19 protein-coding genes and 1 pseudogene are annotated in these 24,680 nt (G+C 41.3%); 8 read left to right on the plus strand and 12 right to left on the minus strand.

Annotated features, from left to right (window positions below):
* Positions 1-72 precede the first annotated feature (72 nt).
* The 6 genes from QWY93_RS00630 (at position 73) to QWY93_RS00655 (ending at position 7,713) form a co-directional block, all read left to right on the plus strand.
* The gene (locus QWY93_RS00630) at positions 73-1,032 is read left to right on the plus strand and encodes a YheT family hydrolase (RefSeq protein ID WP_290246262.1); all 960 of its coding nucleotides are present in this window, start codon (positions 73-75) and stop codon (positions 1,030-1,032) included.
* Positions 1,033-1,061: 29 nt separating this feature from the next.
* Positions 1,062-1,760 carry an SOS response-associated peptidase gene (locus QWY93_RS00635; protein ID WP_290246263.1) on the plus strand — a complete coding sequence of 233 codons (699 nt, stop codon included), beginning with the start codon at positions 1,062-1,064 and terminating at the stop codon, positions 1,758-1,760.
* A gap of 138 nt (positions 1,761-1,898) precedes the next feature.
* Positions 1,899-2,897, plus strand: a complete 999-nt coding sequence (locus tag QWY93_RS00640; protein WP_290246264.1) for a 3-oxoacyl-ACP synthase III family protein — start codon at positions 1,899-1,901, stop codon at positions 2,895-2,897.
* 17 nt (positions 2,898-2,914) lie between these two features.
* Positions 2,915-3,481, plus strand: coding sequence for a hypothetical protein (locus QWY93_RS00645; RefSeq protein WP_290246265.1), 567 nt, complete (start codon positions 2,915-2,917; stop codon positions 3,479-3,481).
* A gap of 89 nt (positions 3,482-3,570) precedes the next feature.
* The gene (locus tag QWY93_RS00650) at positions 3,571-5,151 is read left to right on the plus strand and encodes a toxin-antitoxin system YwqK family antitoxin (protein WP_290246266.1); all 1,581 of its coding nucleotides are present in this window, start codon (positions 3,571-3,573) and stop codon (positions 5,149-5,151) included.
* Positions 5,152-5,400: 249 nt separating this feature from the next.
* Positions 5,401-7,713 carry a glucosamine-6-phosphate isomerase gene (locus QWY93_RS00655; RefSeq protein WP_290246267.1) on the plus strand — a complete coding sequence of 771 codons (2,313 nt, stop codon included), beginning with the start codon at positions 5,401-5,403 and terminating at the stop codon, positions 7,711-7,713.
* A 434-nt stretch (positions 7,714-8,147) separates the two neighbouring features.
* Here QWY93_RS00655 and QWY93_RS00660 read toward each other — a convergent pair whose 3' ends face one another.
* From QWY93_RS00660 to QWY93_RS00675, 5 genes are all read right to left on the minus strand, one after another.
* The gene (locus tag QWY93_RS00660) at positions 8,148-8,660 is read right to left on the minus strand and encodes a cupin domain-containing protein (RefSeq protein WP_290246268.1); all 513 of its coding nucleotides are present in this window, start codon (positions 8,658-8,660) and stop codon (positions 8,148-8,150) included.
* Between the two features lie 250 nt (positions 8,661-8,910).
* Entirely contained in the window at positions 8,911-9,774 is an 864-nt protein-coding gene (locus QWY93_RS00665) for an ROK family protein (protein ID WP_290246269.1), read from the minus strand.
* An 88-nt stretch (positions 9,775-9,862) separates the two neighbouring features.
* Positions 9,863-10,219 carry a glycoside hydrolase domain-containing protein gene (locus QWY93_RS19620; protein ID WP_353959601.1) on the minus strand — a complete coding sequence of 119 codons (357 nt, stop codon included), beginning with the start codon at positions 10,217-10,219 and terminating at the stop codon, positions 9,863-9,865.
* Positions 10,150-10,443 carry a glycoside hydrolase domain-containing protein gene (locus QWY93_RS19625; RefSeq protein ID WP_353959602.1) on the minus strand — a complete coding sequence of 98 codons (294 nt, stop codon included), beginning with the start codon at positions 10,441-10,443 and terminating at the stop codon, positions 10,150-10,152. The genes QWY93_RS19620 and QWY93_RS19625 overlap by 70 nt, the downstream gene beginning before the upstream one ends.
* A 194-nt stretch (positions 10,444-10,637) precedes the next feature.
* On the minus strand, positions 10,638-11,663 hold the full coding sequence (locus tag QWY93_RS00675) for a LacI family DNA-binding transcriptional regulator (protein ID WP_290246270.1): 1,026 nt from the start codon (positions 11,661-11,663) through the stop codon (positions 10,638-10,640).
* Positions 11,664-12,707: 1,044 nt separating this feature from the next.
* Here QWY93_RS00675 and QWY93_RS00680 point away from each other — a divergent pair.
* Complete coding sequence (locus QWY93_RS00680; protein ID WP_290246271.1) at positions 12,708-14,036, plus strand: DUF6600 domain-containing protein; 1,329 nt, start codon at positions 12,708-12,710, stop codon at positions 14,034-14,036.
* Between the two features lie 226 nt (positions 14,037-14,262).
* Here QWY93_RS00680 and QWY93_RS00685 read toward each other — a convergent pair whose 3' ends face one another.
* Positions 14,263-15,249, minus strand: coding sequence for a polysaccharide deacetylase family protein (locus tag QWY93_RS00685; protein ID WP_290246272.1), 987 nt, complete (start codon positions 15,247-15,249; stop codon positions 14,263-14,265).
* A 1,326-nt stretch (positions 15,250-16,575) separates the two neighbouring features.
* Here QWY93_RS00685 and tnpA point away from each other — a divergent pair.
* Positions 16,576-17,052, plus strand: coding sequence for an IS200/IS605 family transposase (gene tnpA, locus QWY93_RS00690; protein ID WP_290246273.1), 477 nt, complete (start codon positions 16,576-16,578; stop codon positions 17,050-17,052).
* A gap of 37 nt (positions 17,053-17,089) precedes the next feature.
* On the opposite strand, the pseudogene istB (QWY93_RS00700) reads toward tnpA, so the two are convergent.
* From istB (QWY93_RS00700) to QWY93_RS00725, 6 genes and pseudogenes are all read right to left on the minus strand, one after another.
* A pseudogene (istB, locus tag QWY93_RS00700) lies at positions 17,090-17,810 on the minus strand (IS21-like element helper ATPase IstB).
* An 18-nt stretch (positions 17,811-17,828) separates the two neighbouring features.
* Positions 17,829-19,076, minus strand: coding sequence for an IS21 family transposase (gene istA / locus QWY93_RS00705; RefSeq protein ID WP_290246276.1), 1,248 nt, complete (start codon positions 19,074-19,076; stop codon positions 17,829-17,831).
* Positions 19,077-19,128: 52 nt separating this feature from the next.
* Positions 19,129-19,866, minus strand: coding sequence for an IS21-like element helper ATPase IstB (gene istB, locus QWY93_RS00710; RefSeq protein ID WP_290246277.1), 738 nt, complete (start codon positions 19,864-19,866; stop codon positions 19,129-19,131).
* A gap of 50 nt (positions 19,867-19,916) precedes the next feature.
* Positions 19,917-21,455: an IS21 family transposase gene (gene istA / locus QWY93_RS00715; protein ID WP_290246278.1), complete on the minus strand. Its 1,539-nt coding sequence runs from the start codon at positions 21,453-21,455 to the stop codon at positions 19,917-19,919.
* 119 nt (positions 21,456-21,574) lie between these two features.
* Positions 21,575-22,039 carry a hypothetical protein gene (locus QWY93_RS00720; RefSeq protein ID WP_435380180.1) on the minus strand — a complete coding sequence of 155 codons (465 nt, stop codon included), beginning with the start codon at positions 22,037-22,039 and terminating at the stop codon, positions 21,575-21,577.
* Positions 22,040-23,116: 1,077 nt separating this feature from the next.
* On the minus strand, positions 23,117-24,316 hold the full coding sequence (locus QWY93_RS00725) for a hypothetical protein (RefSeq protein ID WP_290246279.1): 1,200 nt from the start codon (positions 24,314-24,316) through the stop codon (positions 23,117-23,119).
* Positions 24,317-24,680 lie beyond the last annotated feature (364 nt).

Below are 24,680 nucleotides of genomic sequence, written 5' to 3' on the forward strand. Positions count from 1 at the left end.
TATCTTTATTCAAATTTAATAATAGTATTTTCAACATAAGAAATCCCAATATCGTTAAGATCCTTCCAAAAAATGCCCTTAATCAAAAATTCAAGTTACGATCGCCACCCCCTATTATTCAATGGTCACCTACAAACCATTGTGCCTGGTTTGTTCAGAAGACAAATCACATTACCCTTTGAAAGAGAAAGGATTACCACTCATGACCAGGACTTTCTGGACCTGGATTGGCTCAAAAACAAGTCCTCAAAATTAGTGATCATCAGCCATGGTTTGGAAGGAAATAGCCGAAGACCTTATATGTGTGGAATGGCCAAACATTTTTTTTTAAATGGATACGATGTTTTGACCTGGAATTTCAGGGGATGTAGTGAAGAACTGAATAAAACTGCCATTTTTTACCATTCCGGAGCAACATATGACTTGGACCAGGTGGTCCGCCATGCGGCCCCAAATTATATGGAGATTTACCTGATTGGTTTTAGTTTGGGAGGAAACCTCACCTTGAAGTATATGGGAGAAGCCGTAGACAGAAATCCAAAAATCAAAAAAGCTGTAGCTATTTCAACCCCACTTCACCTAAAAAGCTCTTGTAATAAGATTTCCACCGGAAAAAACATCATCTATTCACGTCGATTCTTGAAAACACTTAAAGAAAAGGTATATTTAAAAGCCCAACGGTTTCCTGATATAATCTCCACCCAGGGCCTTGAAAAAATCAAAACTCTCAGGGAATTTGATGACCAGTTTACCGGCCCCATGCATGGTTTTAATGATGCCCACCATTATTATGAACAATGTAGCTCCCTTTATTTTTTAGAAGGTATCCAGGTTCCCGCTCTTATCCTTAATGCCCTCAATGACCCCTTCCTAAGCCAGGCCTGTTTCCCAGTTGATTTGGCAGTTGCCTTGGATCATATTTTCATGGAATTCCCTCCTTATGGGGGCCATGTTGGTTTTACACCCAGAAAAAGAAAAGAAATTTATTGGTCTGAAAAAAGAGCGTTTGAATTTATCACTTCAGATGAGTAATTTACATACGGATAAAAATCAACCTACTAATGTGCGAAAGGTACTCTCTCGGAAAAACCAAGCAAGAGCTTGAAAGCCGGTTTAATGCGGAAATGCTGGAAGAATTTCAGCCAAGGTTCAATATTGCACCCAGCCAATTATTGCCGGTAATTACCATGGAAAGCCCCAAAGGTTTTTCACATTTTTATTGGGGAGTGACCCCTGATTTTTCTAAAAACAAACCTGTTTCCCAAAAATTTATCCATGCGAAGTCCGAGACTATCAACCAAAGGGTGTCTTATAAAAACTCCTTTAAAAGACGAAGATGCCTAATCCCAGCAGACGGATATTATGAATGGAAAAAAGTAGGCAAAAAAATTAAAATTCCATTCCGGTTTGTTTTACATGATAACAGCTTATTCAGCTTTGCAGGGATTTGGGAGGAATATGAAAATGAAAATGGCCAAATCAACCATACTTTTTTACTGCTTACAGTTCCTGCCAATTTCCTGGTCAAAGACATCAATGAAAGAATGCCCGTCATACTTTCCAAAAATCAAGAACAGGTATGGCTTGATAAATTCAGTCAGGAAGATGATCTCCTGAACCTGATGAAAACCTATCCATCGGAACAAATGGTCACCTATCCGGTTTCCCCAATGATAAACCAGGTGAGCATTGATTCAGAATATATCACCCGAAAAACCAGCCCTATGGATCAATTTGGCAATTACACCTTATTTGGTTGATTCAAACCTTTTTTGGCGATTACCCCTAATTTTTTATTATGTAAATAAAGAAAGAAGCTGCATATTTGGGCTTGAAATTGGAGTTTAGATCCTATTGAATTTTTCAATTGCCATTGGGCAACTTATATAATACAAGCCATGAAAAAATCAAGAATTGCCGGTGTTGGCCATTATGTACCTGAAAATATCATCACCAACCATGATCTTAGCCAAATGATGGACACCAACCATGAATGGATTGTCGAAAGGACAGGTATTCATGAAAGGCGGTGGTTTACTCCAGGCAAAGATACCGTCGCAAACATGGCTGCTAATGCTTCCAGGATGGCCGTAAAAAGAGCTGGACTTGAAATGGAAGAAATAGATTTTATCATTTTTGCCACCTCTACACCTGATTATTTTGCCCCTGGAAATGGCGTATTATTACAAAGGGAATTAGGACTGCAGGGAATTGGGGCATTGGATATCCGGAATGCGTGTTCGGGATTTGTATATGGCCTTTCGGTTGCTGACCAATTTATCAAAACAGGCATGTACCGAAATATCCTTTTGATTGGAGCGGAAATCCAGTCTTCTGCCTTGGATAAGAGCACAGCAGGACGTTCCAATGCGGTAATTTTTGCCGATGGTGCAGGGGCTGCTGTACTCAAGGCTGTTGAAACTGACCAACCGGGCATCCTATCCACCCACTTGCACGCCGATGGGGATTTTGCAGAAGAGCTTTATTTGAAGGATCCTGGCAGCAGCAGGGAAGTCCGGCTTTCCCCGGAAATAATAAATCAGGACAGCTTCCGCATGCAGATGAATGGAAATGTAGTATTCAAACATGCAGTGGTGCGGTTTCAGGAAGTAATCAAGGAAGCCTTGGAAGCCAACAATAAGTCCAAAGAAGATATTGACCTTATGGTACCCCATCAGGCCAACTTGAGGATCAGTCAATATATACAGCAAAAGTTTGGGTTGCCCGACAATAAAGTTTATAATAACATCATGCGCTATGGAAATACCACTGCTGCTTCCATTCCTTTAGCCCTAAGCGAAGCATGGGAGGAAGGGAAAATAAAAGAGGGCGACCTTGTTTGTCTGGCGGCTTTTGGGAGTGGATTTGCCTGGGCATCTGCATTGTTGAATTGGTAATAAAAAAATTAATTGTCATGTACGAGGATATCAGTCTTGATTTGCTAAAGGACAAAAGACTTTTTCAGGAAATCCATCAAACCAAAAACTTTTTTATCCAATTATTTTCTGAACTTGCCAATGCCCTGCCTGAGGAAAAACTTCTGAAAGTACATGAAAAGTCCAAAGGAAAAAAAATAAGCAAGGGCAACGAACTGGAGCATTGCCCCTACCAGGTACTTGACCTGGTCAGGGATTTTGACAAAAAACAGGGATTCAATATTCGATTGCTCAATTGGTGGGGGCATGGCATTTTTATGTTATTATATTATGGAGTAGAAAACATCCCGGATAAACCCAAATACACCTCTTTGGTAGAAAGGGGCTATGAGGTTACCCAAACCGGATCCCCATGGGAATATAAGCAAATTATCAATGACCATAGAAGGGAAGCCCTGCCTTCCATGGACCGTTTAAATGCCCATGTCAATCAATACCATCATGTGCAATTGATCAAACCCCTACCTTACCATAATAATTACCAAGAATTACGGCAAATGCTTTTTGAAGAATTAAATCAAGTAATAAACTTTCACTTACTTTAATGATTTTTATTCGGAATAAATTATAATTTAGAAAAAACATTACCTTTTAAACGTAATTTATCCCTACATCAAACCAGTAATATTGATCCATGAAATACCTAATTCTTTTCCTTGGTCTCTGGATGAGCTCCACTATTGTATGGGGACAAAATCAGACGGTTACCATTTACAATCCAGACTCAACCTTGGTGGCAATGGGTGTGATGAAAGAATGTAAAATGAATGGGTTATGGAAATTTATTGACCCGGCAACCAACAGGCTAATTCAAAAAGGAAGTTATGAAGAAGGGGAAAAGGAAGGCACTTGGACTTCCTATTACCCCAATAATAAAAAGTTTGTAGAAGCCGAATACAAGGACAATAAATTAAATGGTGCATTTAAGCGATATGACAGGGATGGTTTTTTGGTTATGGAGAAAGTCTTCAAGGACAGCATAAGCATTGGGGATTATAAAGAATATTATGGTAGTGCGGACCAACCTGATTATGTCAATCCAAAACAGATCAAGCAGGAAGGGCAATTCAATGATGGAAAAAAAACTGGTGAATGGCTTTCCTATTATCAAAATGGCCAGCTGGCCATCAAAAAAACCTACAAAGAAGACGTGCTTGACGGCCCATACCTGGAATATTCTCCCTATGGGCAATTAATGGTGGAAACAACTTATAAAAACGGGGAACCCCATGGTTATTTTAAGCGCTATGCTTCTAATAACCTAGAAGAAGAAACCGGAGAATATAAGAATGGAGAAAAAGTCGGAAAATGGGTCACTTATTTCCCCGAAACCCGGATTATTTCTTCTGAGAAAGAATACGATAAAAACGGAAACCGCACCGGTACCTGGAAATATTATTATGAAAACAGACGGATTGCTCGCATAGAGCGGTATGAAAATGATATTCCAGTGGGGACTTGGGAAGAATTTTTCCCTGACAAATCCTTGTCCAAAAGGAAGACCTATGAACTGGGAGTACCAGTTGGGGACTATGTGGAATACCATGAAAATGGAAACCTATCCGTAAAAGGGAAATACGAAGCCGGGATGAAATCCGGGCTTTGGAAAAACTTCTATCCAGATGGCCAATTATACTCAGTTGGCGAATATAAAAATGGGGTAAAATCAGGCCTTTGGAAATATTTTAACAAAATAGGAATCCTTATTGCTGAAGGAGAATACCAGTTGGGTTCCGAGCACGGACAATGGTTCTATTATTACGATGGGGGGCAACTCAAGTCAGTGGGAAGTTATTTCTTTGGTTTTGAAGATGGTCCATGGGGACTGTTTTACGACAATGAACAGCTTACCCAGGAAGAGACTTGGGACAACGGCCGTTTAATGGAAGTGGGGCCCTATTATAATTATAATGGTACTGACACCCTTCCAAAGGGGACATTAGAAAAAGGCATGGGAACCCGCATTACTTATTATATCGATGGGACCAAAGAATCAGAAGGGAATTACGAATTTGGCAGACCCCAAGGGGAATGGACTTATTACCATGATAATGGCAATATTGCCTCTCAGGGTACTATGGAAGGTGGGCAAAAGGAAGGAAGATGGAGGTATTATAGCCGTTCGGGAAAACTTAACGATATCATGACCTTTGAGGATGGAGAATTGGAACCAGACACCCTTCCTGAACCGGATTTACCCTTTCAGAATTTTTGACTCCATTAAAAACCACCTAAAGATTAGGCCTATGGAGTTTTGATTGGTGTTAATTGATGAGATGAGAGAAATGAGATATTATAAATTACAAACCTTTATACATTTCACTTTCCAAATCATCCCTTACCCATATACAAGAACTCTTATATTTCCCAGATAATGCTTTCGATTCAACTAAAAGAAAAATAGCCGCTACAAATAATAAATTTTCCAAATTGAATTTGTAAAAACCTTTTAACCAGCTATACTATGGAGTCTAAGGTAGAACAATCTTTTTTGAAGAATTCAGGTGATTCTCCAGGAAATACCCAAATTCCCTATTTATTGGTCAATAATTTTCCCAAACTAGGACTTTTGACAGCCTGTCGTTTTTTGGAATGGGTAGCCGAAAACCCTGAAGGAGTCATTAGTTTGCCTACTGGCAAAACACCTGAATTTTTCATTAAATGGACCCGTCATCTTCTTGAAAACTGGAATTCCCCAAAGGTTAAAGTTCTCTTGGGTCGATATGGCCTTGAAGGGTTGAAAAAACCAGATATGAGAGGTTTACAGTTTGTTCAGATTGATGAATTTTATCCCATCCCCTCCCGTCAACACAACAGTTTTTTTCAATATGTACAAAAATATTACATCCAGGGTTTTGGTCTTGACTACCAAAAAGCCCAGTTGATCAATGGGGATGAAATCAAGCTACATCAAGGTAAGTCTTTTAATGAAGTATTCCCTGAATACCAAATTGACCTCTCACTTCGTCACAGGGAAGCAAGGAACAAACAGGAAGAAATTGAACAACTATCCATTTTTCTGATAGACCAGTGGTGCAGTGAGTATGAACATAAAATCAGGGAAAAAGGGGGAATTGGATTCTTTTTGGGAGGAATTGGGCCTGATGGGCATATAGCTTTTAATATAAGAGGATCTGATGCCTATTCCACCACAAGGCTAACTGCCACCAATTTTGAAACCCAGGCAGTGGCTGCTGGTGATTTGGGTGGCATGGAAGTCTCCTCCAACAGGTTAGTGATCACTATCGGATTGGGCAGCATATTGTACAATCCTTCTACCACTGCCATCATAATGGCAGCAGGTGAAGCCAAAGCCCCTATTGTAAAAGCCTCTTTGGAAAATCCTGTTACCAATATATACCCTGCAACTATCCTCCAAAATCTTAAGAATGCCCGCTTTTACCTTACTCAAGGGGCTGCCTCCCTTCTGGAAGATCAGGTTTTTTCTTTTTACAAAAACGGAAATTGGACTCTTGAAAAAACAGAAAAAGCAGTCCTTTCCCTTTGCCAGGAGCAAAATAAATACGCAAAGAATCTTGAGATTAGAGATTTGGAAACTGGAGAATTCACCCGGTTAATCCCTCATCTTTCGGAAGATAAGGTGGAAACGGTCATAAAAAGTACCATTCAAAAACTCCAACGAGGCCTTCAACAGGAAGAAAATGAAGTTTTGCTACATACAGGCCCTCACCATGACGATATTTCCCTGGGCTTGCTCCCCCATATCACTCACCAACTGCAACAAAACAGTAATAAAACCCACTTTGCCATTTTGACCAGCGGTTTTACCGCCGTCACTAATGCTTTTGTAAAAGAAATCCTTTTTCATATTCAAAAACTCATCCAGGAAAACAAAATCCAAATGTTACAATATGATGATTTTTTTTCTAAGGGATTTCAATCCAAAACCGATAAGGACGTATACCATTACCTGACCCATGTTGCTTCGGATAATCAGGAGGAACAAATTCGTGGTTTATGCCATCGTATGGTACGGGCATTGGTGGAGATTTTCCAGGTAAAAAATAAATCCCAACTCCTAGATAGTATTGAGCGGATGATGGAAATCCTGAACAATTCCTATGATGGGGAAAAAAACCCACCAACAGTTCAGCAGTTTAAGGGGCAGATCAGGGAATTTGAAGAAGAATTGGTTTGGGCCCATTTTGGAGTAAAAGTAAAAAATGTCCATCATTTGAGATTGGGCTTTTATACTGGGGATATTTTTACTGCTCAGCCTGAAAAAAAGAGAGATGTAGCACCGATTGTAAATTTATTTCGGAAAATAAACCCCACCAAAATCAGTTTGACCATGGATCCGGAAGGAAGCGGTCCAGATACCCATTACAAGGTACTTCAGGCTATTGCAGAGGCATTAAGGGAGTGGAAAAAGGAAAAAGACCTAGGACATTTGAGGATTATTGGATATAGAAATGTCTGGCATCATTTTGAACCTTCAGAAGCCAATGTTATCGTACCGGTATCATTGGGAGACCTGGATGTAATGGAAAATTCATTTTCCCATTGTTATCGGAGCCAGGTTAACGCGTCCTTCCCAAGCTATGCTCACCATGGGAAATTCAGCACCTTGGCCAAAAAAATCTGGGTAAACCAGCTCAAAGATATCCAGTTGCTTTTGGGTAAGGATTATTTTTACCAACATGAAAGCCCCAGGGTAAGGGCAAGCCATGGATTGATTTTTTTCAAGGACATGGATGTCGATGAATTTCTCATCCATGCCAGGAAGTTAGAAGAGTCGATAGAGGGGATGGCGTAGATTGAAAGATATTAAAAATCCATAATTAAGGAATTGCAGATGCTTAGAAAGTTGAAAGATTTTATTGTTGAAAGGTTGACAAAAAACTAAATTTCATTGGACATTAATGTCCTAAAAATACAGCCTAACTTCAAATAGGGCGAATACTCCCAGCTAAGGTAACCCGGGCAGTCCCCTTTTTTAGCAGCTTTACAGGTATTACTGTCCCCCTTTCCGCAAAAGTCCAAACCATCTAAAATTCTAAAAAACTAAGCCTTTTCCTTTCAGTGACAATATCCAGGGTTGTAAATCCTGGTTTGTTAGGGTTTCGGGATTTCAAATTTAAAAAAGCTCCTTATTGGGTAATAGCCCTTTAATTGGGCCTAAATCACCATTGAGGTCACCCCCAAAAAAAAAGCCTCCTTTTTAGGAGGCTTAATCATTTTTATATCTAATTAAGTTCTTTGGAAATCATCCTGTACCCTGACAATATCCTCTTCATTGGAAGGGTTATCAGGGTCGGTGTGCATCCAGATTTCTGCGACCACACCCCAATTGTCTAAACCGACTAATCGATGCCTTTCTCCCTGGGCCAATTCCACTACTTCACCCAATACCAGGTTTTCAAGTTTTCCCTCTTCGTCTGTTGGGCTGGTAATAACTCCTCCTTCTCCACCTACCAATTTCCAGATTTCTGCCCTTCTGTGATGGTATTGCCAGGAAAGTCGCTTTCCTGGAGCAACCAATAGGATCTTGGGACTAAGCTTTTGCTTTAATTGTGCTTCAGAAAATTCCACACTTGAAAAAAACTGGGATCTGAATTTCCCAATTTGGCTTTCATCAATCACAAAAAAGCCTCCCCAAGGTCGTTCCCTGTCTTCTGCGGCCACTATATATTCATTGAAATCCAACCATTCTTTGATCTGGTTGAAAATCTCTGCTTTAGTAGCACTTTTTTCTATTTTCATATATCATTAGGTTTAATGGTTATTTCTTAATCAAAATTAAAAATACTAAAACATTATTCCTTATGCGGAATCGTTTTATTCAACCTGAAAATCAAATTAAATAATGAATTCGCCCAATTTGAAATTATTTTGCATTTCATCAACGGAGATATTCATCCAAAATTATATTTCATCTGAGTTCATTATCTACCCTTACATTTTATAAAAAAAAATTCAGAAAGATTAATTCCCCCCTTTTTCAAGGCTTTATTTAAAATGCCCAACAGTGGGCTGCTCCCATTAATGCGGCTTTTTCCCCTAGCTCTGAAATTTTTACAGGAACAGATATCCCCTTTTGATTTAGCTTTTCCTCGAGAAAAGGCAAAAAAATGTGAGCTGCTTTGCAAATATTTCCTCCGAGGAGGATAATTTCGGGGTGATCTTTTGAAATAATCTTTTCTAAAAACTCTGCAAGGCTTTGACCAAACTCGCGTCCTAAATCCTTAACAACACCCTGATTTTCATTGTCCTCTATTATTTCTTTAACCCCTTTAATACTTTTCCCTGTCCTTTCCTTATAATTTTGGGTAAACCATCTTGTGGAAATATAATCTTCCAGAATTTTCCCACGGAATGGGCTGGACCAGAGCGCTGCATCTTTGGCAAAGCCACCTGAATAGCGTGAACTTCCCAAGCCTGTCCCCAAGGTTAAACCAATAGCTTTTTTGACACCAATACCAACTCCACAACAAACCTCTCCCTGTAAAAAACAAGCAGCATCATTTTCAAACCGAATCTGACCCTCAGAAATACCCAATGACTTTGCAAGAAGAGATTTAACATTGACTCCATAAAGTTCTTTAAATTTCCCCTGGTCAATAATCCATGAAATTCCCCCAGCATAATCAAAAGGTCCCGGCATGGCAATTCCTATTTGAAAATTCGGGTCACTTTTTTTCTGGACCTCTCTTATACAATTAGTCCAGGCATCGAGAATCAACTCTTTTCCCCCCTTACTATCCACCTTTTTTCGGACAATGGTATTTTCTTCCATGCTGTGAGTAGCAAGGTTCACCACACCTGCAGTGATATGCGATCCTCCAATATCAACACCTATTACTTTTTTTTCATCCATCTTTCAACTCATCCCAGTCATTGGTTGGTTATTATCCTCTTCATAATCCTTTTGCCTTTACAGAAGTTAATTAAGAAAGCTATATAAATTAACTATTTTCCATTTTTTGATGCTGCTTTACTTTTAAATCCATGATTTGGATATTATTCTTCATTGGATAGTGAAAAAGGGAAATTTTCCTGTTTCGTTCCCTATTCCTATTAGGTGAATTCCCCATTGTAACATCCAAAACGGCCCCCTTCATCAATTGTTTATGGCTCAACCAATTTTTGGAATAGTTTTCACCATTGATCTCCAGCCTGTTGATATATTGATTTTCGGCACTGTTATTTGGTGCATTGATCAACACATCCTTTCCATTTTCAAGATGAAGGGTCATCTTTTTGAAAAGTGGAGTTCCCAAAACATATTGATCAGTGCCTGGACAAACTGGATAAAAACCCATTGCTGAAAAGACATATCAAGCCGATGTCTGTCCATTATCTTCATCTCCACATTAACCATAACCATTGTTTCCCTTATCCAATATTGGGCTTTCCAGGGCGGTCCTGCATAATTATACAAATAAATCATATGCTGTATTGGTTGGTTCCTATGGGCATATTGGCCCATATTGGGGATTTGTATTTTCCTAATTTCATGGATCACACCCCCAATAGTAGCTTTCATCAAAAATTGGGGCTTGGGAAAAAACTTTTTCCAATTGTTCCAAAAAGACACTCTTTCCTCCCATCAAGTCAGGAGGAGTTGAATTTGATGATGGATGGATTAATACCATTTGCCAATATGGGAAACATAAAGGGTACCCAATCCCCTCATGAAAATCTTTTGATTTGAGACATTAAATAATTTCACCCATCACCCTAACTTCCTGAAGACTGCCTTTCTTTGAGGGAAGCTGGCAATACCACTTTGTAATCCTGTCCATTTTCTTCCTTATTGTTGATCAGATTAAACATAATCTTTATGAGATTTTGGGCTATTTCCTCCTTAGGCTGCACAATACTGGTTACAGATGGAGTACTGAATTTAAAAAATTCATTATCATCAAAAGCTATGACAGCTAGGTCTTCAGGAATTTTCACCTTCAACTCCTTCAAAATCTGCATTCCCTTCATTGCAAGATAGTTGGTTGCAAAGAACACGGCCTCCAAGTCTTTATTTTGGGTAAAATAATCCTTCATTGCCTTTTCGGCCTCCTCAGAAGTATAAGAATCAAATGGAATCTTTAAAATTCTTTCTTTGATGCCCTCATTTTTGCACATCTCTTCATAAGCCGCTTTTCGTTCATGCATTTGGGACTGCTCAGAGTCGAGGGTAATAAATCCAATTTGTTTTCTTCCTTTATTCAAAAACAGATCAAGCCCAAGCTTGGTCCCTTGGAAATTGTCAATTACCACATGACTGCAATCCACTTCCGGCATTACCCTATCAAAAAGTATCAAAGGGTTTTTATCATTGGAAAGTTCTTCGATAAATTTGGAATCCATCCCCATTGGAGGGGTTAAGATGTATCCATCTACCTGCAAATCCCTGAACATCCGGATCAATCCTGTAGTTTTTTCCGCATCATTATTGGTACTGCAATAAATGATTTTGTAACCATCAGTAAAGGCCCTGTCCTCAATCAACTTAGCAATGGTGGCAAAAAACGGATTGGAAATATCCTCCACCATAAATACAATAATATTGGATTTCCCGGTGCGAAGGCTTTTGGCCAACTGACTGGGCTGGTATCCAATTTCCTTTACATAATTCCGGACCTTATCAATCAATTTCTGGCTGATCCTGTTTTCTTCTGCTTTTCCATTCAAAACAAAGGAAACCGTGGTGACTGAAATATTTAAGGCTTTGGCAATAGCTTTAATAGAATGTTTCTTTTTTTGCATAATGGGCTATCAGCTTAAAAAGCAATGCTTTTGAATCCAAAGAATATTTTAAATTCAAATATAATTTATTTTGTTCAGATCTTCACTAATAAGGCCCTTCTCCTAACGGCTAAATCGCTTTAAATAAGGAAGTAATTTCGATTTTAAATTTTATTAAATCAAAGCTTACATTCCCAATTTCAAAATATAATTAGCTTTCTATCTAATTGACAATCAAAATAATTAAAGTATTTTGATTAAAAATAATGGGGCAACCTTTACCGTTCCAATTTGGAATTTCCCTCCATAAGGATCAATATGGCTGGGAGGTTTCTTAAAGAAAATTGTACCCCATAATAAAGGGAATACTTTTTTAAGTAAAAATTATAGATCAACTCCTAAAGGAATTGGCAGAAACTTTCCATTATAACTTCCCCTGGATTGGACCCGGGGTTATTACTATTGAATCCTTAAAAAGCTTACTTTCCAGATGTTTACCATTCCCTTTATTTATTTATATATTCGGTTTTCCTGTTTTTCAGTCAAAAAATATTGAAAGTGGGATAATGGCTTTTTGATCAAATGGGAAAATCCTAGTATTAAAACATACCTAAGCCCCGGAAAAAAAATAAAAGTATCTCACAAGGATTCTCAAGCCTGCAGGGCTTGAAAAAAAATAACCCTTGGATACTCCCAGGGAAAACATGATATCCGCTCCTCCTACCCAACTCAAAAGGAGTTGAACTTGATGGTGGGAAAATACATCTCTATAGCATTTCAGTGAAAACTTTTAGGGTTCACAGGTATTGTAAGTGGTAAAAACCTCCAGTTATAAGAAGAAATAAAATTTTAAACCCCTTATTATCAGTTATTTGACAAATAAACAAAAAAATTGGAATGATTTTGGTTTAATTCTTTATAGATAATTACTTATGGTATTAAATTCTTTGTAATCAGAATTAAATTTTAGATTTGTGGGTTTTCGACAAAACATTTATGCTAAAATGAAAAATCTGAACCTACCTGGGATTATCCCGTAAGTACAGTGAAAACTAAACCACTTGTATGATGAAAAAGGAAAAAACAACCCGATGGTTGGGGATGGTCATTTTGGCTTTTGTCATGGCCAGTTTTATTTTCCCCAAAACCGCCAAGGCGGACAGTAGAATTGGTGTCTCCTTTCAGGTATTTTATGATGAATTGGCACCTTATGGAGATTGGGTGAATGATCCAAGATATGGTTACATTTGGTTGCCTTATGTAGGGGCTGACTTTCATCCTTATGGTAGCCATGGACATTGGGCCATGACCCAGTATGGCAATACCTGGGTATCCCATTACGAATGGGGCTGGGCTCCTTTTCATTATGGCCGGTGGTTATATGATGATTATTATGGTTGGGCCTGGGTGCCGGGTTATGAATGGGGACCTGCCTGGGTCAATTGGAGAACCGGAGGAGGTTTTTATGGCTGGGCTCCTTTAGGTCCTGGTGTATCAATACATGTGGGCATACATATACCAGCTTTTCATTGGGTATTTGTTCCGCACAGGAGGTTCACCAGCAGACATATATACAGGTATTATGCTCCCAGAACACGAATCAGGAATATTTACAGGCATACCACGATAATTAACAACACCTATATCCACAATAAAAATGTATATATCAGTGGTCCTGACAGAAGACATATCCAGAGGTACGCCCGGAGTTCTGTGCCTGTTTACCGCATCCACGACAGTGGTAAACCTGGAAGGGCTTCCTTGAAAAGGAACACCTTGAACATTTACCGTCCGGATGTAAGGGCTTCTTCAAGAAGTGTAAATACAAGGCCTTCAAGGGTTACAAGTGCCCAAAAAGCTAGATCCAACAGATCTTCCTGGAGAACAGAATCACGAAACAACTCCCCAAGGATGGCAACACCTTCCAGAAGGCCCTCAGTTTCTGAAAGGAAAAATGTTTCCAGAGGTTCATCCTCAACATATTCAAGGGGAAAGTCCAACCAAATTGAAAGACGATCATCTGCCCAGCAAGGAGCTAGCAGAAACCCTGCTTACCGGGGATCTTCCAGAAACCAGTCTCCTAAAGTGGTAAAGCCCGAACCTTATAACAAAAGGGTTCAAAAATCTACCACTCCCAGCAGAAGAACCGAAAGGGTAAACCCCAGAGAAAGAAGCAAAAGTTCTTCTCCCCAGTATCAACAAAGATCCAGTCAAAGCAGAGGCGGAACCATTAAGAAATCTAGTTCCAGAGGAGAAAAATCATTCTCAAGCCGCTCCAGTGGTAGCAGAAGATCAAGCCCAAGTATTAGTAATTCTTCTTCCAAGAGAAACAAAAGTGTATCCGCCAGCTCTTCAAGAAGATCATCAGGAAACAGCAGAAGGGGGAATCGATAAGAAATTAAAATATTGAATGATAAATAGGGAACTATCTACAGGGGTAGCAGCAGAGCCCATTAGGGCCCGGAAAATTAGGATTACTTGCACCTTCAATTCTTATCAGCAGGTAGATCAAAAAAATGTGGAATTTAAATTGAGTTAATTCAAAAAATCATCATTTTAAATTAAATACGCCTAAGTATTCCATTTTTTAACCATTAACAAACCTCTCGTTCAAAAATTACTATATCACTTTAAGAGGAGATTTTGAAAACATTTCCGTGATAGACTTCATGTTTTTACTTTCCATTTGGAATTTTTCACGGAGCGTATCAAAGTGCTGTAAAATCTCTTCCAACAATAGAAGGTTTTGTTCGGGGTAGTTACCAAAATTATGAGGGTGCCACCATAGGTGATAAACTTTCTTTTGGGAAGCAGCCTCAGATAATTCGGATTTTATTCGGTCTACTCGCCTTCTGTTAAACAAGGAATTCTTTTTATAGGGTCTTAAAAGCCGGGAAGCTGGAATATTTATTGGATACCCCACTCTCCTATCCAAGGTTTCCATGGAGTAATGTGTCTTTCCCCCCATAGGAATAACGGTATCCCCTGTTCTAAAAATCTTTTTTATCAGTTTTTCATCCTCAGTATGTTTCCAGAACCAATCTTTTGGATTACTTCTAATCGCATGAAAACCTTCCTCAAAGCAAATGGCCTGATAATCATCATTATACTGATTTCGGGGAAAAACCAGGGATTCCAGGTTTAAACCAAATTTATCATAAGCAATTTTCCGGGCAGCTCGCAGGTCTTCACGAAACTGGCTAAAGGTCTGCCAAGGCTCCATGGTATAATAATGGGAAAAGGTATGGCTGGCCACTTCCTGTTTAGGGGTTTGGATAATGCTTTCAATTAATTCCGGTGCAAATAAGGACCTGCCATCAGTTTTCCCTTGTTGGCTCACCCAATGATAAGGTGAAAGGTCAGGATTTCGATAATAGGGTTTATTATCGGGTAGGTAAGCTTTCCATTCCTCCCAATTTTCTGCAAAAAGCATCCCCACTGTAGCCCAAGAAACTTCAATTTCATATTTTTCAAAAAGTTGCAACAAACGGGGAATAATTACCCTGGCATTACGGTAATAATATTGCATTTTTTGCAACTGAACTTTATCCAGCCTTCCCCAGTGCAGCTCAAAATCTAAAGAAATTGTAAAAATAGCTTTTTCCATGCTGCTACAATTAAATTAACTATAGGAGTTTAAAATAAATGCAAGATTTAGGCCATCCATTTTCTCGCAAATCAATACTTAAATACAAATTAAGCCATTTGAAATACAAAAACTATTGTTTTTCAAAATAAAAACAAAATTTTACCCCAAACAATAAATTAAGGGCTAGCCCTATCCTTATAACATTAGTCAACAGGGATATTTTCATTTAAGTTCCCCCATAAAAATACAGCAGGCCATCTTTAAGGATAAAATAAGAATTCCTTTTTATCCCCCTTTTATGTCTAAAACCTCAGTATTATTCAACCCCTAACAGGGTTGACTGAATTTCAATCCTTATATCCCCGGGTTTCACCCAGGGTTATTTTTATTGAAGCCTTAACAGGCTTCACAGTTAGGGATCCTTGACCTTCAATTTGGTATTTCAATTCTCAAAAAAGAGTGTGCAGGTTACCAATAAATAAACTACCATAGTATCCCCGGAATAATAATTGAAGCTTTAACTGGCCTCCCAGCCAGGGATCCTTGACCTTCATTTTGACATTTCAATTCTCAAAAATAGGCAAGCAGATCACTAATATCATTGACTGCCCGAGAATCTACCGGTATAATTATTGAAACCTTAACTGGCTTCACAACCAAAGGATCCTAGACCTTCATTTTGACATTTCAAATCTCAAAAATAGACAAGCAGATTACCAATATCATAAACCACCAAAGTAATTCCCAGTATAATTATTAAAACCTTAACAGTCCTCACAGCCACGGATCCTTAACCATCATTTTGACATTTCAATTCTCAAAAATAGGCAAGCAGATCACTAATATCATTGACTGCCCGAGTATCGACCGGTATAATTATTGAAGCTTTAACTGGCCTCCCAACCAGGGATCCTTGCCAATCAATTTGGTATTTCAAATCTCCAAAAAAGGAAAGCAGATTACCAATATCATAGACTGCCCGAGAATCTACCGGCATTATAATTGAAGTTTAAACTGGCCTCCCAGCCAGGGATCCCTGAAAATCAATCCTAAATATTCAAACCTTATTAGGGGAATCTCTTGTTTGAAATATTTATTGAATTAGTTATCAATTTCTAATTCAGGATTTGGGCAAAAATTCTGTTGTGAAATTCATGCCTATTTCTTGGCAAATGCCATTACAAGCCTGAAGGGCTTGAATAATATTAACCCCGGGAGCATCCCGGGGTTAAGGAAATCCTCCTTTCCCCAACTCCGGAGGAGTTGAATCTAAAAGTTTGGTTTTAACAAGAATTCATTTTAATTTATTATTATTCTTTTCCTTTATAAAGATTTTTTCAAGATATGAACAGCTACAGGCAAATTTATTATCACCTAGTTTTCGGAACAAAAAATAGAGAAAATTCCATCCCAGAAGAACATTGCACTTTATTATATAAATATATTTGGGGAATCATTAAGAAAAAAGGATGCAACTTATATAGAATCAATGGGATGCAAGAGCATATCCATATATTCACAGACCTTCATCCTTCAATCTGCCTGGCAGACTTTATTAAAGATATTAAAGTTTCAAGTAGCTTTTGGTTGAAAAATCACGATAATTTTCCCAAGTGGAATGGATGGGCTAATGGATCGGGGTCTTTTACTTGTTCCCATAAAGAAAAAGATAGTGTCATAAGCTATATCAAGGGCCAAAAAGAACACCATAAAAAAGTATCATTTATAGAGGAATATGAAGGGCTTCTTAATGAATATGGTATTCCTTGGATATTCCGGATGATATTGACCCCTGTTCCGGGCATATTGACCCCTCTTTAGGAGAGGTTTGGTTTAATAATCAGATGGCCTGACAATTTTACATTTTTTTTCTGAGACTTTCCCCTTTCAGCTCGATTCTGTAGGAGACGTGTACCAACCGGTCAAGAATGGCATCTGCGATGGTCGGCTCACCTATGACATCGTACCAGCTTGAGACAGGGAGCTGACTTGCAATAATAGTGGATTTTTTACCGTGCCTGTCTTCGATAAGCTCCATAAGATCGATCTGTTGCTGTTTATCCAGGTTTGTCAGGCCGAAGTCATCGAGGATGAAGGTCCGTTTTTGCCAGTTTATCAAAGAACCTGATGGCAGTGCCGTCCAGTCTGACCATCTTGATTTTGATCATGAGCTTTTGGGTGTTGAAGTAAGCGACCTTTTTCCCATGCACACAGGCCTGGTGGCCAAGGGCCGAGGCCAGGTAACTTTTTCCACAGCCGGTAGCCCCCGTGACAAGTACAGCATCCCCATTGGTTATATATTCCCCGGTTGCCAGGGTTGCCAGGAGCATATCATCCAGGCCCCTGGTTTTGTCCAGGGAGAGTTCTTCCAGTGAAGCTTTGTAACGGAACCCTGCGTTGGATTCCAGTCTTTTAAACCTCCTGTTGTCTCTTTCCTGTTCTTCTGCCTGTAACATAAGCTCAAGTCCTTCGGCAAGGGAGAGGCTTTGGTTTTTACGGGTCTCCTGTAGCGTTGTCCATGTTTGGTGCATGCCGTGGAGCCTGAGTTTGATAAGTTGTGTTTCGATCGGATTGGGCATAGTTGTTTAAAGTTTAAGTTATTGATATTGGTCATAATATGTTTTTCCCCTGACATTCCCGTGTTCAGGAAGTTCCCTGGCAGACGGCTCCGCTGTAGCTTCTGTCATATTGTTTTCCAGCATGTTCTTGATAAAGGTATAGGAGTATACTTTGTACTCCATGGCTGTATTGCAGGCTTTCTCCAGTCGCTCCTTATCCACCTTCCTGCCCAGGGCGAGCAGCCCGTCACAGGTCCTGTAAAGCTGTTCGGGGATCTTGCCCTGTTTAAACAGCAGGGAGATGTACCTGGACAAGACCTTTGAGTGTTGGGCGGCTTTGCTGCGGTAATATTCAGGACTTCTGTCCCTATAATGCTGGTGCTGGGAACACAGGTGTTCTTTGAGCGTGGAATAACTCCCTTGATTGAAGCCTCTGCTGTGTATGGCCACCCGTTCCCCTTTATGGAACACATAGAGCATACTCCGTGTATAGATCACCTTTACCCTTTGGCCTATCAGTGTATAGGGGACACTGAAATAGTGGTTGTCCCGGGCCAGATAGATGTGGTTGTTTTTGGCAACGGTCAGCCGGGCATAGTGTCTCAGCTCGAAGCGTTCCCCGGGGAGTTTCCCCAACAGGCCCTTCTCATCGGCGAGAAACTTCTCTTCCCTGCAGTAGGGCTTTTGCTGCATCCGGGTCTGGTTATGGGCTTTTACCTTTTGGCCAATGGCCCTGTTTAAACTGTGTATATCGAAGAACTGCATATTCCTGAGCCTGGCATATACCCGGGAGTAAAGGACCTTTACCTGGTTCTCTACCAATGCCTTGTCCTGCGGCTTCCTCGCCCTGGCAGGCACTACAGCCGTGCCGTAGTGGTTGGCAAAATCCTCAAGGGCCTGGTTGATACTTGGCTCATACTTGTCGGCTTTGTTCACTGCGGCTTTCAGGTTATCGGGGACCAACAGCTGTGGCACACCCCCCAACTGCTCCATACAACGGCTTAGGGCATATAGGAAGTCCGGGATGGTCTGGGAGGCCACGGCCATGGCAAAGGCATAATCCGAATAGGGAAGGCAGGCCACAAACAGCTGGCACCGGACCTCTTCTCCGGTTTCCCTGTCTATGTAGGCGATGGGCTTGCCTGCAAAGTCTATATACAGCTTCTCTGCAGGCTTATGCTCAAGTACCATGGATGGCTTTGCCCGGGCAAGATCCTGTTGGTTGAGGTGGTGGCAATGTCTATTCCGGCGATGCTGGGCCAGTGTTTCCGGCGTATACTGGGCCACGGATTCCGGGAATCATTGGGCCACTTTCCAAGTGCAATAATAGGGTTAAAATTTAATTGTCCAACTTCTTTTTGCTTCTCATGGATTCTCCTTCCAGTTCTATCCTATGTGAGGAGTATACGAGCCTGTCGAGCACGGCATCTGCAATGCTGTCATCACCAATGGTTCCATGCCATTGGCTGACCGGTATCTGTGATGCAATGATCGTTGAACTTTTCTCATAGCGGTCTTCCATGATGTCCATAAGGGCAATCCTGGCCTGCCCATCCATCGGGGCCAGACCAAAGTCGTCCAAGATGAGCACATTGGTTTTTTCGAGCTTTTTGAGCAGTTTATGGTAGGTACCTTCCAGCTTGGCCAATCTTACCGCATCAAAAAACCTGGCCGTATTGTAATAAAGCGTCCTGAACCTGTGCTGGCAGGCCCTGACCCCAAGACACTGGGCCAGGTAACTTTTCCCGGATCCGGTGGCCCCGGTAAGGATGATGTTCGTCCGGTTTTTGATGAAGGCCAGTCCGAGCAATCTCTCAAACAGCCCCCTGTCCAGGTTACGGGAGTTATGGTAATCAATGTCAGTTGCCGCAGCGGCCTGTTTAAACCCTGCCTGACGTATGAGGTTGTCTATGCTTTTGTTCTGCCTGTACTCCCATTCGCTGTCCACTAGAAAGGCCAACAGTTCGTCGGCCGACATGTCCTGATAGAGATGTTCTGTCAGATTCTTGTGGTAAAGTTCCGCCATGGTACCCATGCGCATCTGTTTCATTTTTTCAATGGTGTTGTGTTCGTTCATAATTCATTTGGTTGGGATATTATAATTCGTTTCATCAAGAGGGCGGCCTGTCAGCTGTAGGAGCCCCTGATGTTCTTGTGACCCGGGGTTAAATGATCCTTGGCAGGAGGCAGTTCCTCGAGGTCCATTTTGTTTTTAAGTATCCTTTCAAGGGTATGGTAGGAGGCTTTTTCGAAGCCCAGTGCCCGTTTACAGGCCCTTTCCAGACGCTCCTGTCCATAGCTTTTCAAGAAGGAAAGAATCCCCTGTGCCTGTTTGTAGCCGATTTCGGGATAGGTGTACTGGCCGATCAACGTTCCGATATACTCCTGGGTGTTCGGACCAACTTTTTGTGCCCTCCGGTCAAAGTATTCCGGGCTCCAGTCATTGTAGTATTGGTGGTTGCTGGGCATATGTTCCCCGATGGTGATGTACTGGCCTTGCCGGGAAGCCCTTTTGTGGGATGCGATCCGCTCCTGACGGTAAAATATCTCCACGGTGTTCCGGTTGTACTGTAACTCCACGCTCTTGCCCATATAGCGATAGGGACAGCTATAATAGTTTTTGTCCTCTCCCAGGTAAACATGGGAGGATTTCTGGACGGTGGCCTTTTTATAATAACGGATGCTGTAGATGCTTTTGGGAAGGGGCTGCAGGAACTCCTTTTCGATGTCCAAAAACTGGCTTCGCCTGCTGCCCTGTCCATGGCTGAGCAGGTAGTCATTGTACTCCTCCAGTTTTTCTGCAATGGCCGCATTGAGCTCCTCCAGGCTGAAGAAGGTATGGTTGCCCAAGGGGTAATAGATCCGTTGGTAGACCAGGGTGACCGAACGCTCCACGAGTGATTTGTCCTGCGGGCTATAGGGCCGGGCAGGATCAAGGGCGCAGCCGTAATGGAGGCCAAAATCCGAAAAGGTCTTGTTGAGGACCGGGGCATATTTTGAGGCCTTGTCCACTGCTGATTTGAGATTGTCAGGGACGACGGCATAGGGTACCCCGCCCATCCAGCCCAGACAATAGACCAGACAGCTGATAAAATCCTCCCGTTTTTGGCTGGGCACCGCCCTTATGTAAGTGTACTGGCTGCAGGGCAGGACACCAACAAAAACCTCTACGGCTATCTGCTCCCCAGTCCGGCGGTCAACGTAGTGCAGCTTCTTTCCGCAAAAGTCCACGAAAAGCTTTTCCCCGGCACGGTGGGACAGCTTGCCACTGGCGTTGTTGCGCTTCTTCCATTGCCGGTAGTGCCAGGTGAACTGGCTGTATTTATAGCCTTCCGGATTTTGGGAGATATATTCCTTCCACAGTACCTGCAGGGTACAGCCGGGCTTTTTCATCTCCCCGTCGATGTGGGGAAAACACCCCGAGAGATGCTCATAACGTTCCTTTTCGGTCTGCCCTGTCTCGGTGAAAAGTTCCTGTAGATCTTTGCCGTCAAGGGAGAGCAGTTCCCCGTACCCAAGGGAAAGATCCCTGAAACGCCTGACATAACTGTCAACGGTCTTTCGGTTGACGCCCAATAGGTCTGCCACTTTTCGGTTGCTAAGCCCCTTCTGCTTGAAGGTGATCAAACTTCTTAAATCCATGATGTCTATTCTTTGTCCTGCCATGTAGTTGCTGTTATTCGACTACAAGGCTAATAACTTATCATGGAAAGTGGCCCAATGACCTCCGGTACCAAACAGCTCGGGAATCCTAAAATGGCCCAGTGACCTCCGGAAAACCGACTCTATTTTTGGCCCAGTGATTCCCGGAATGGCTGGCCCGCTATCACCGTAAACCGTGGCCCAGTGACCTCCGTTTTAGACAGGCAAAACTGGCTACGGCCGTATCCATCGGGATAGGACTGCCTGTACTCTTCCCATAAAAGAGTTTTGGTCACCCCTTTGCGCTGGAGCTCTTTTTGATAATAAGCAAGGTTGGAGATAAAGTGTTCGTACCGGGGATCTTTGTAAGAAGGGTCCCCTGAAAGGAACTGTTTCTCAATCTCAGGTACCTCCATGGACAGGAGCTTCTCCGTCGTAAGCCCTGTTTTCTTATTGTTTTCCAACAGCTTGTCCAGCTTAAAAAGATAGCTCTTGACTGTGTTTTTGCTCATCTCCAGCATGCGGGCTATGGTTTTGATGCCCTTGCCCTGCTGCCGTAAAATAATCATCTGCTTGATCTGACTCATCGGTTTTGGTTTACCTGCCATCGGATTATACTTAGCGGTTTCGAAAATGTCCGCTAAAAAACCAAAACCATTCCATAGAGGGGTCAACTTGCTCCGGAATTTAAGCCTCAAAGGGGTCAGCTTGCTCCGGATTTAGCTCAATTTTTTCTTCAGGGGGTCAACATCCGCCGGAATGACAGGCGATTCTGGCCCTTAAAGCCACTTTGGTACCTGAATAATTGCCTAATTCGGAGGGGTCAGTTTACTCCGGATTATCCATTCCTTACCAAAAAGAATATCTTTTGAAATAATCCCTTTTTATTCAACCCCTAACAGGGTTGACTGAATTTCAACATCCTTATATCCCCGGGTTTCACCCAGGGTTAATATTATTGAAGCCTTAACAGGCTTCACAGTTAGGGATCCTTGACCTTCAATTTGGTATTTCAATTCTCAAAAAAGAGTGTGCAGGTTACCAATAAATAAACTACCATAGTATCCCCGGAATAATAATTGAAGCTTTAACTGGCCTCCCAGCCAGGGATCCTTGACCTTCATTTTGACATTTCAATTCTCAAAAATAGGCAAGCAGATCACTAATATCATTGACTGCCCGAGAATCTACCGGTATAATTATTGAAACCTTAGCTGGCTTCACAACCAAAGGATCCTAGACCTTCATATTGACATTTCAAATCTCAAAAATAGACAAGCAGATTACCAATATCATAAACCACCAAAGTAATTCCCAGTATAATTATTAAAACCTTAACAGTCCTCACAGCCACGGATCCTTAACCATCATTTTGACATTTCAATTCTCAAAAATAGGCAAGCAGATCACTAATATCATTGACTGCCCGAGTATCGACCGGTATAATTATTGAAGCTTTAACTGGCCTCCCAACCAGGGATCCTTGACCTTCAATTTGGTATTTCAAATCTCCAAAAAAGGCAAGCAGATTACCAATATCATAGACTGCCCGAGAATCTACCGGTATTATTATGGAGGCCTTAACAGTCTTCACAGCTGGATTTTTTTGTCCAGTCAAATGTATTCACTCCCCCTATTTGAAATGGGAATTGAATTCATTTACAATTTGCTTTTTCGGGGGATTGTTATTGCGAAGACAATAAAGCTTGATTTGATTTTTTTAGAGGAGATGCCTGTTGGGGTAATTTGAGGGAGAGATAAATCATAGCCAATGCAAAAATGGGGAAATAAAAGCTTTTCATCCGCATCATAATTCCCAGATTGCCCAAAATATTGGCATATAAAATTGAAATAAGAAAAAATACAAGCATTCCAAATTTTAGAAAAAAAGGTAATTCGGACCAATTTTTTAATTGGAAACGGTACAATAAAAAAAGCAGGCCTAATAAATAAAATGCATTTTCACATGAGGCCATAAAAGAAAATGCATGATAAGCATCAAAAAACAATGGGCGAAACCAAAAAGTAAATAGTCTATAGGGTTGGGAATAAGCCTCCATATTTACAGCCGAATCAACCCCAGGACCGGATAACAGGTTCAGCTGCCCATTAATAAGTTCAGGGATTCCCTGCCAGGTCAAATTTTCGACCCCGGAATAAAGCAAAGCCAGGGGAAGAAACCCTATTGCTAACCCTATTGCCAACAGAGATAATATTTTTCTCCTAAGGCCCTCCCTTCTCCATTCCAGAAGCCCTACCAGGCCGAGTGCAAATAACAGTATCCAACCCAGATAGGGCCTTACCATGATCAAAAATAGAAATGCAACAAGCCCAAGCAAATAATGCTTTGAAGGGCTATTTAAAACAAATAATAATGCTGCCACACCCCAAAAGCAAAGGGCTTCTTTCCCCACTCCGGCTGTCCAGAAATGGGGATTGGGAAAGTAAAATATCAACAAAATCCAAGGGAATACCCCCTTAGTGTATGGTTCAGGAAGAATTCTATATGCCAACTGATAAAGAAACCGCCAAGCCCAAAAACCTACCAAAGCATAAAGAAGATTTCCGGTAAGAAAGCTCCAATTCAATATTTTATAAGGAATATAATTGAGGGTGTACATGAACAAATAACCCGGACCAAAAAAATCTCCCCAACTATCCCCATTAGGATCAGCCAATGGCCCACTTAGGTTCCAATAGCCCAGGCTGTCTCCCCCATTTTCCATGATGTACAGATAAAAAATAAAAGATAAACCGAGGTGATAACCAAGGATTAACTGCAAATGAATGCCCCAGGGCTTGGGCATGTTTTCCTTTTTGGCCAGCCTGATATTGCTGTAAAAGGTGAATGCAATTAATAATATTATAACCAGGTATTGGGTCATTAATTTTTACTAGCTGTACTTTATTAATTCAAATGATGAAGGCCATCCCACACTCGCTACCCGTCACTGCGAGGAGGACCAGAGGGAGGACGAAGCAGTCTCGACTTCGGTAGACGAGATTACCTGCCTACCGCAGGCAGGCTTCGCTCACCCTAAAGGGATTCGCTCGTAATGACGTCCTAAGGTGACAGTCCCGACTTCTTCAGACGTCACTGCGAGGAGGAACGATGCGGCAGTCTCGCCTTAGTAACACGAGATTGCTTCTCCCGGCCAACCGGGATCGCAATGACGTTATAGGATGACAGTCCCGCACTCCGAAAACCGTCACTGCTTTCCGCCTCAGGCGGAGAGGAAGTCCCGGCTT

The sequence above is a fragment of the Echinicola jeungdonensis genome (assembly GCF_030409905.1).
Taxonomy (GTDB): Bacteria; Bacteroidota; Bacteroidia; order Cytophagales; family Cyclobacteriaceae; genus Echinicola; species Echinicola jeungdonensis.

What these genes read in the sequence shown, in the direction of transcription:
- QWY93_RS00665 (WP_290246269.1), bottom strand. Translation starts at nt 9,774, where the DNA reads ATGGATGAAAAAAAAGTAATAGGTGTTGATATTGGAGGATCGCATATC.
- tnpA (WP_290246273.1), top strand. Translation starts at nt 16,576, where the DNA reads ATGAACAGCTACAGGCAAATTTATTATCACCTAGTTTTCGGAACAAAA.
- QWY93_RS00630 (WP_290246262.1), top strand. Translation starts at nt 73, where the DNA reads ATGCCCTTAATCAAAAATTCAAGTTACGATCGCCACCCCCTATTATTC.
- QWY93_RS00660 (WP_290246268.1), bottom strand. Translation starts at nt 8,660, where the DNA reads ATGAAAATAGAAAAAAGTGCTACTAAAGCAGAGATTTTCAACCAGATC.
- QWY93_RS00645 (WP_290246265.1), top strand. Translation starts at nt 2,915, where the DNA reads ATGTACGAGGATATCAGTCTTGATTTGCTAAAGGACAAAAGACTTTTT.
- QWY93_RS19625 (WP_353959602.1), bottom strand. Translation starts at nt 10,443, where the DNA reads ATGAAAGCTACTATTGGGGGTGTGATCCATGAAATTAGGAAAATACAA.
- QWY93_RS00680 (WP_290246271.1), top strand. Translation starts at nt 12,708, where the DNA reads ATGATGAAAAAGGAAAAAACAACCCGATGGTTGGGGATGGTCATTTTG.
- istB (WP_290246277.1), bottom strand. Translation starts at nt 19,866, where the DNA reads ATGAACGAACACAACACCATTGAAAAAATGAAACAGATGCGCATGGGT.
- QWY93_RS00675 (WP_290246270.1), bottom strand. Translation starts at nt 11,663, where the DNA reads ATGCAAAAAAAGAAACATTCTATTAAAGCTATTGCCAAAGCCTTAAAT.
- QWY93_RS00640 (WP_290246264.1), top strand. Translation starts at nt 1,899, where the DNA reads ATGAAAAAATCAAGAATTGCCGGTGTTGGCCATTATGTACCTGAAAAT.
- QWY93_RS19620 (WP_353959601.1), bottom strand. Translation starts at nt 10,219, where the DNA reads ATGGGTTTTTATCCAGTTTGTCCAGGCACTGATCAATATGTTTTGGGA.
- QWY93_RS00635 (WP_290246263.1), top strand. Translation starts at nt 1,062, where the DNA reads ATGTGCGAAAGGTACTCTCTCGGAAAAACCAAGCAAGAGCTTGAAAGC.
- QWY93_RS00655 (WP_290246267.1), top strand. Translation starts at nt 5,401, where the DNA reads ATGGAGTCTAAGGTAGAACAATCTTTTTTGAAGAATTCAGGTGATTCT.
- QWY93_RS00725 (WP_290246279.1), bottom strand. Translation starts at nt 24,316, where the DNA reads ATGACCCAATACCTGGTTATAATATTATTAATTGCATTCACCTTTTAC.
- istA (WP_290246278.1), bottom strand. Translation starts at nt 21,455, where the DNA reads ATGGCAGGACAAAGAATAGACATCATGGATTTAAGAAGTTTGATCACC.
- QWY93_RS00685 (WP_290246272.1), bottom strand. Translation starts at nt 15,249, where the DNA reads ATGGAAAAAGCTATTTTTACAATTTCTTTAGATTTTGAGCTGCACTGG.
- QWY93_RS00650 (WP_290246266.1), top strand. Translation starts at nt 3,571, where the DNA reads ATGAAATACCTAATTCTTTTCCTTGGTCTCTGGATGAGCTCCACTATT.
- QWY93_RS00720 (WP_435380180.1), bottom strand. Translation starts at nt 22,039, where the DNA reads ATGGCAGGTAAACCAAAACCGATGAGTCAGATCAAGCAGATGATTATT.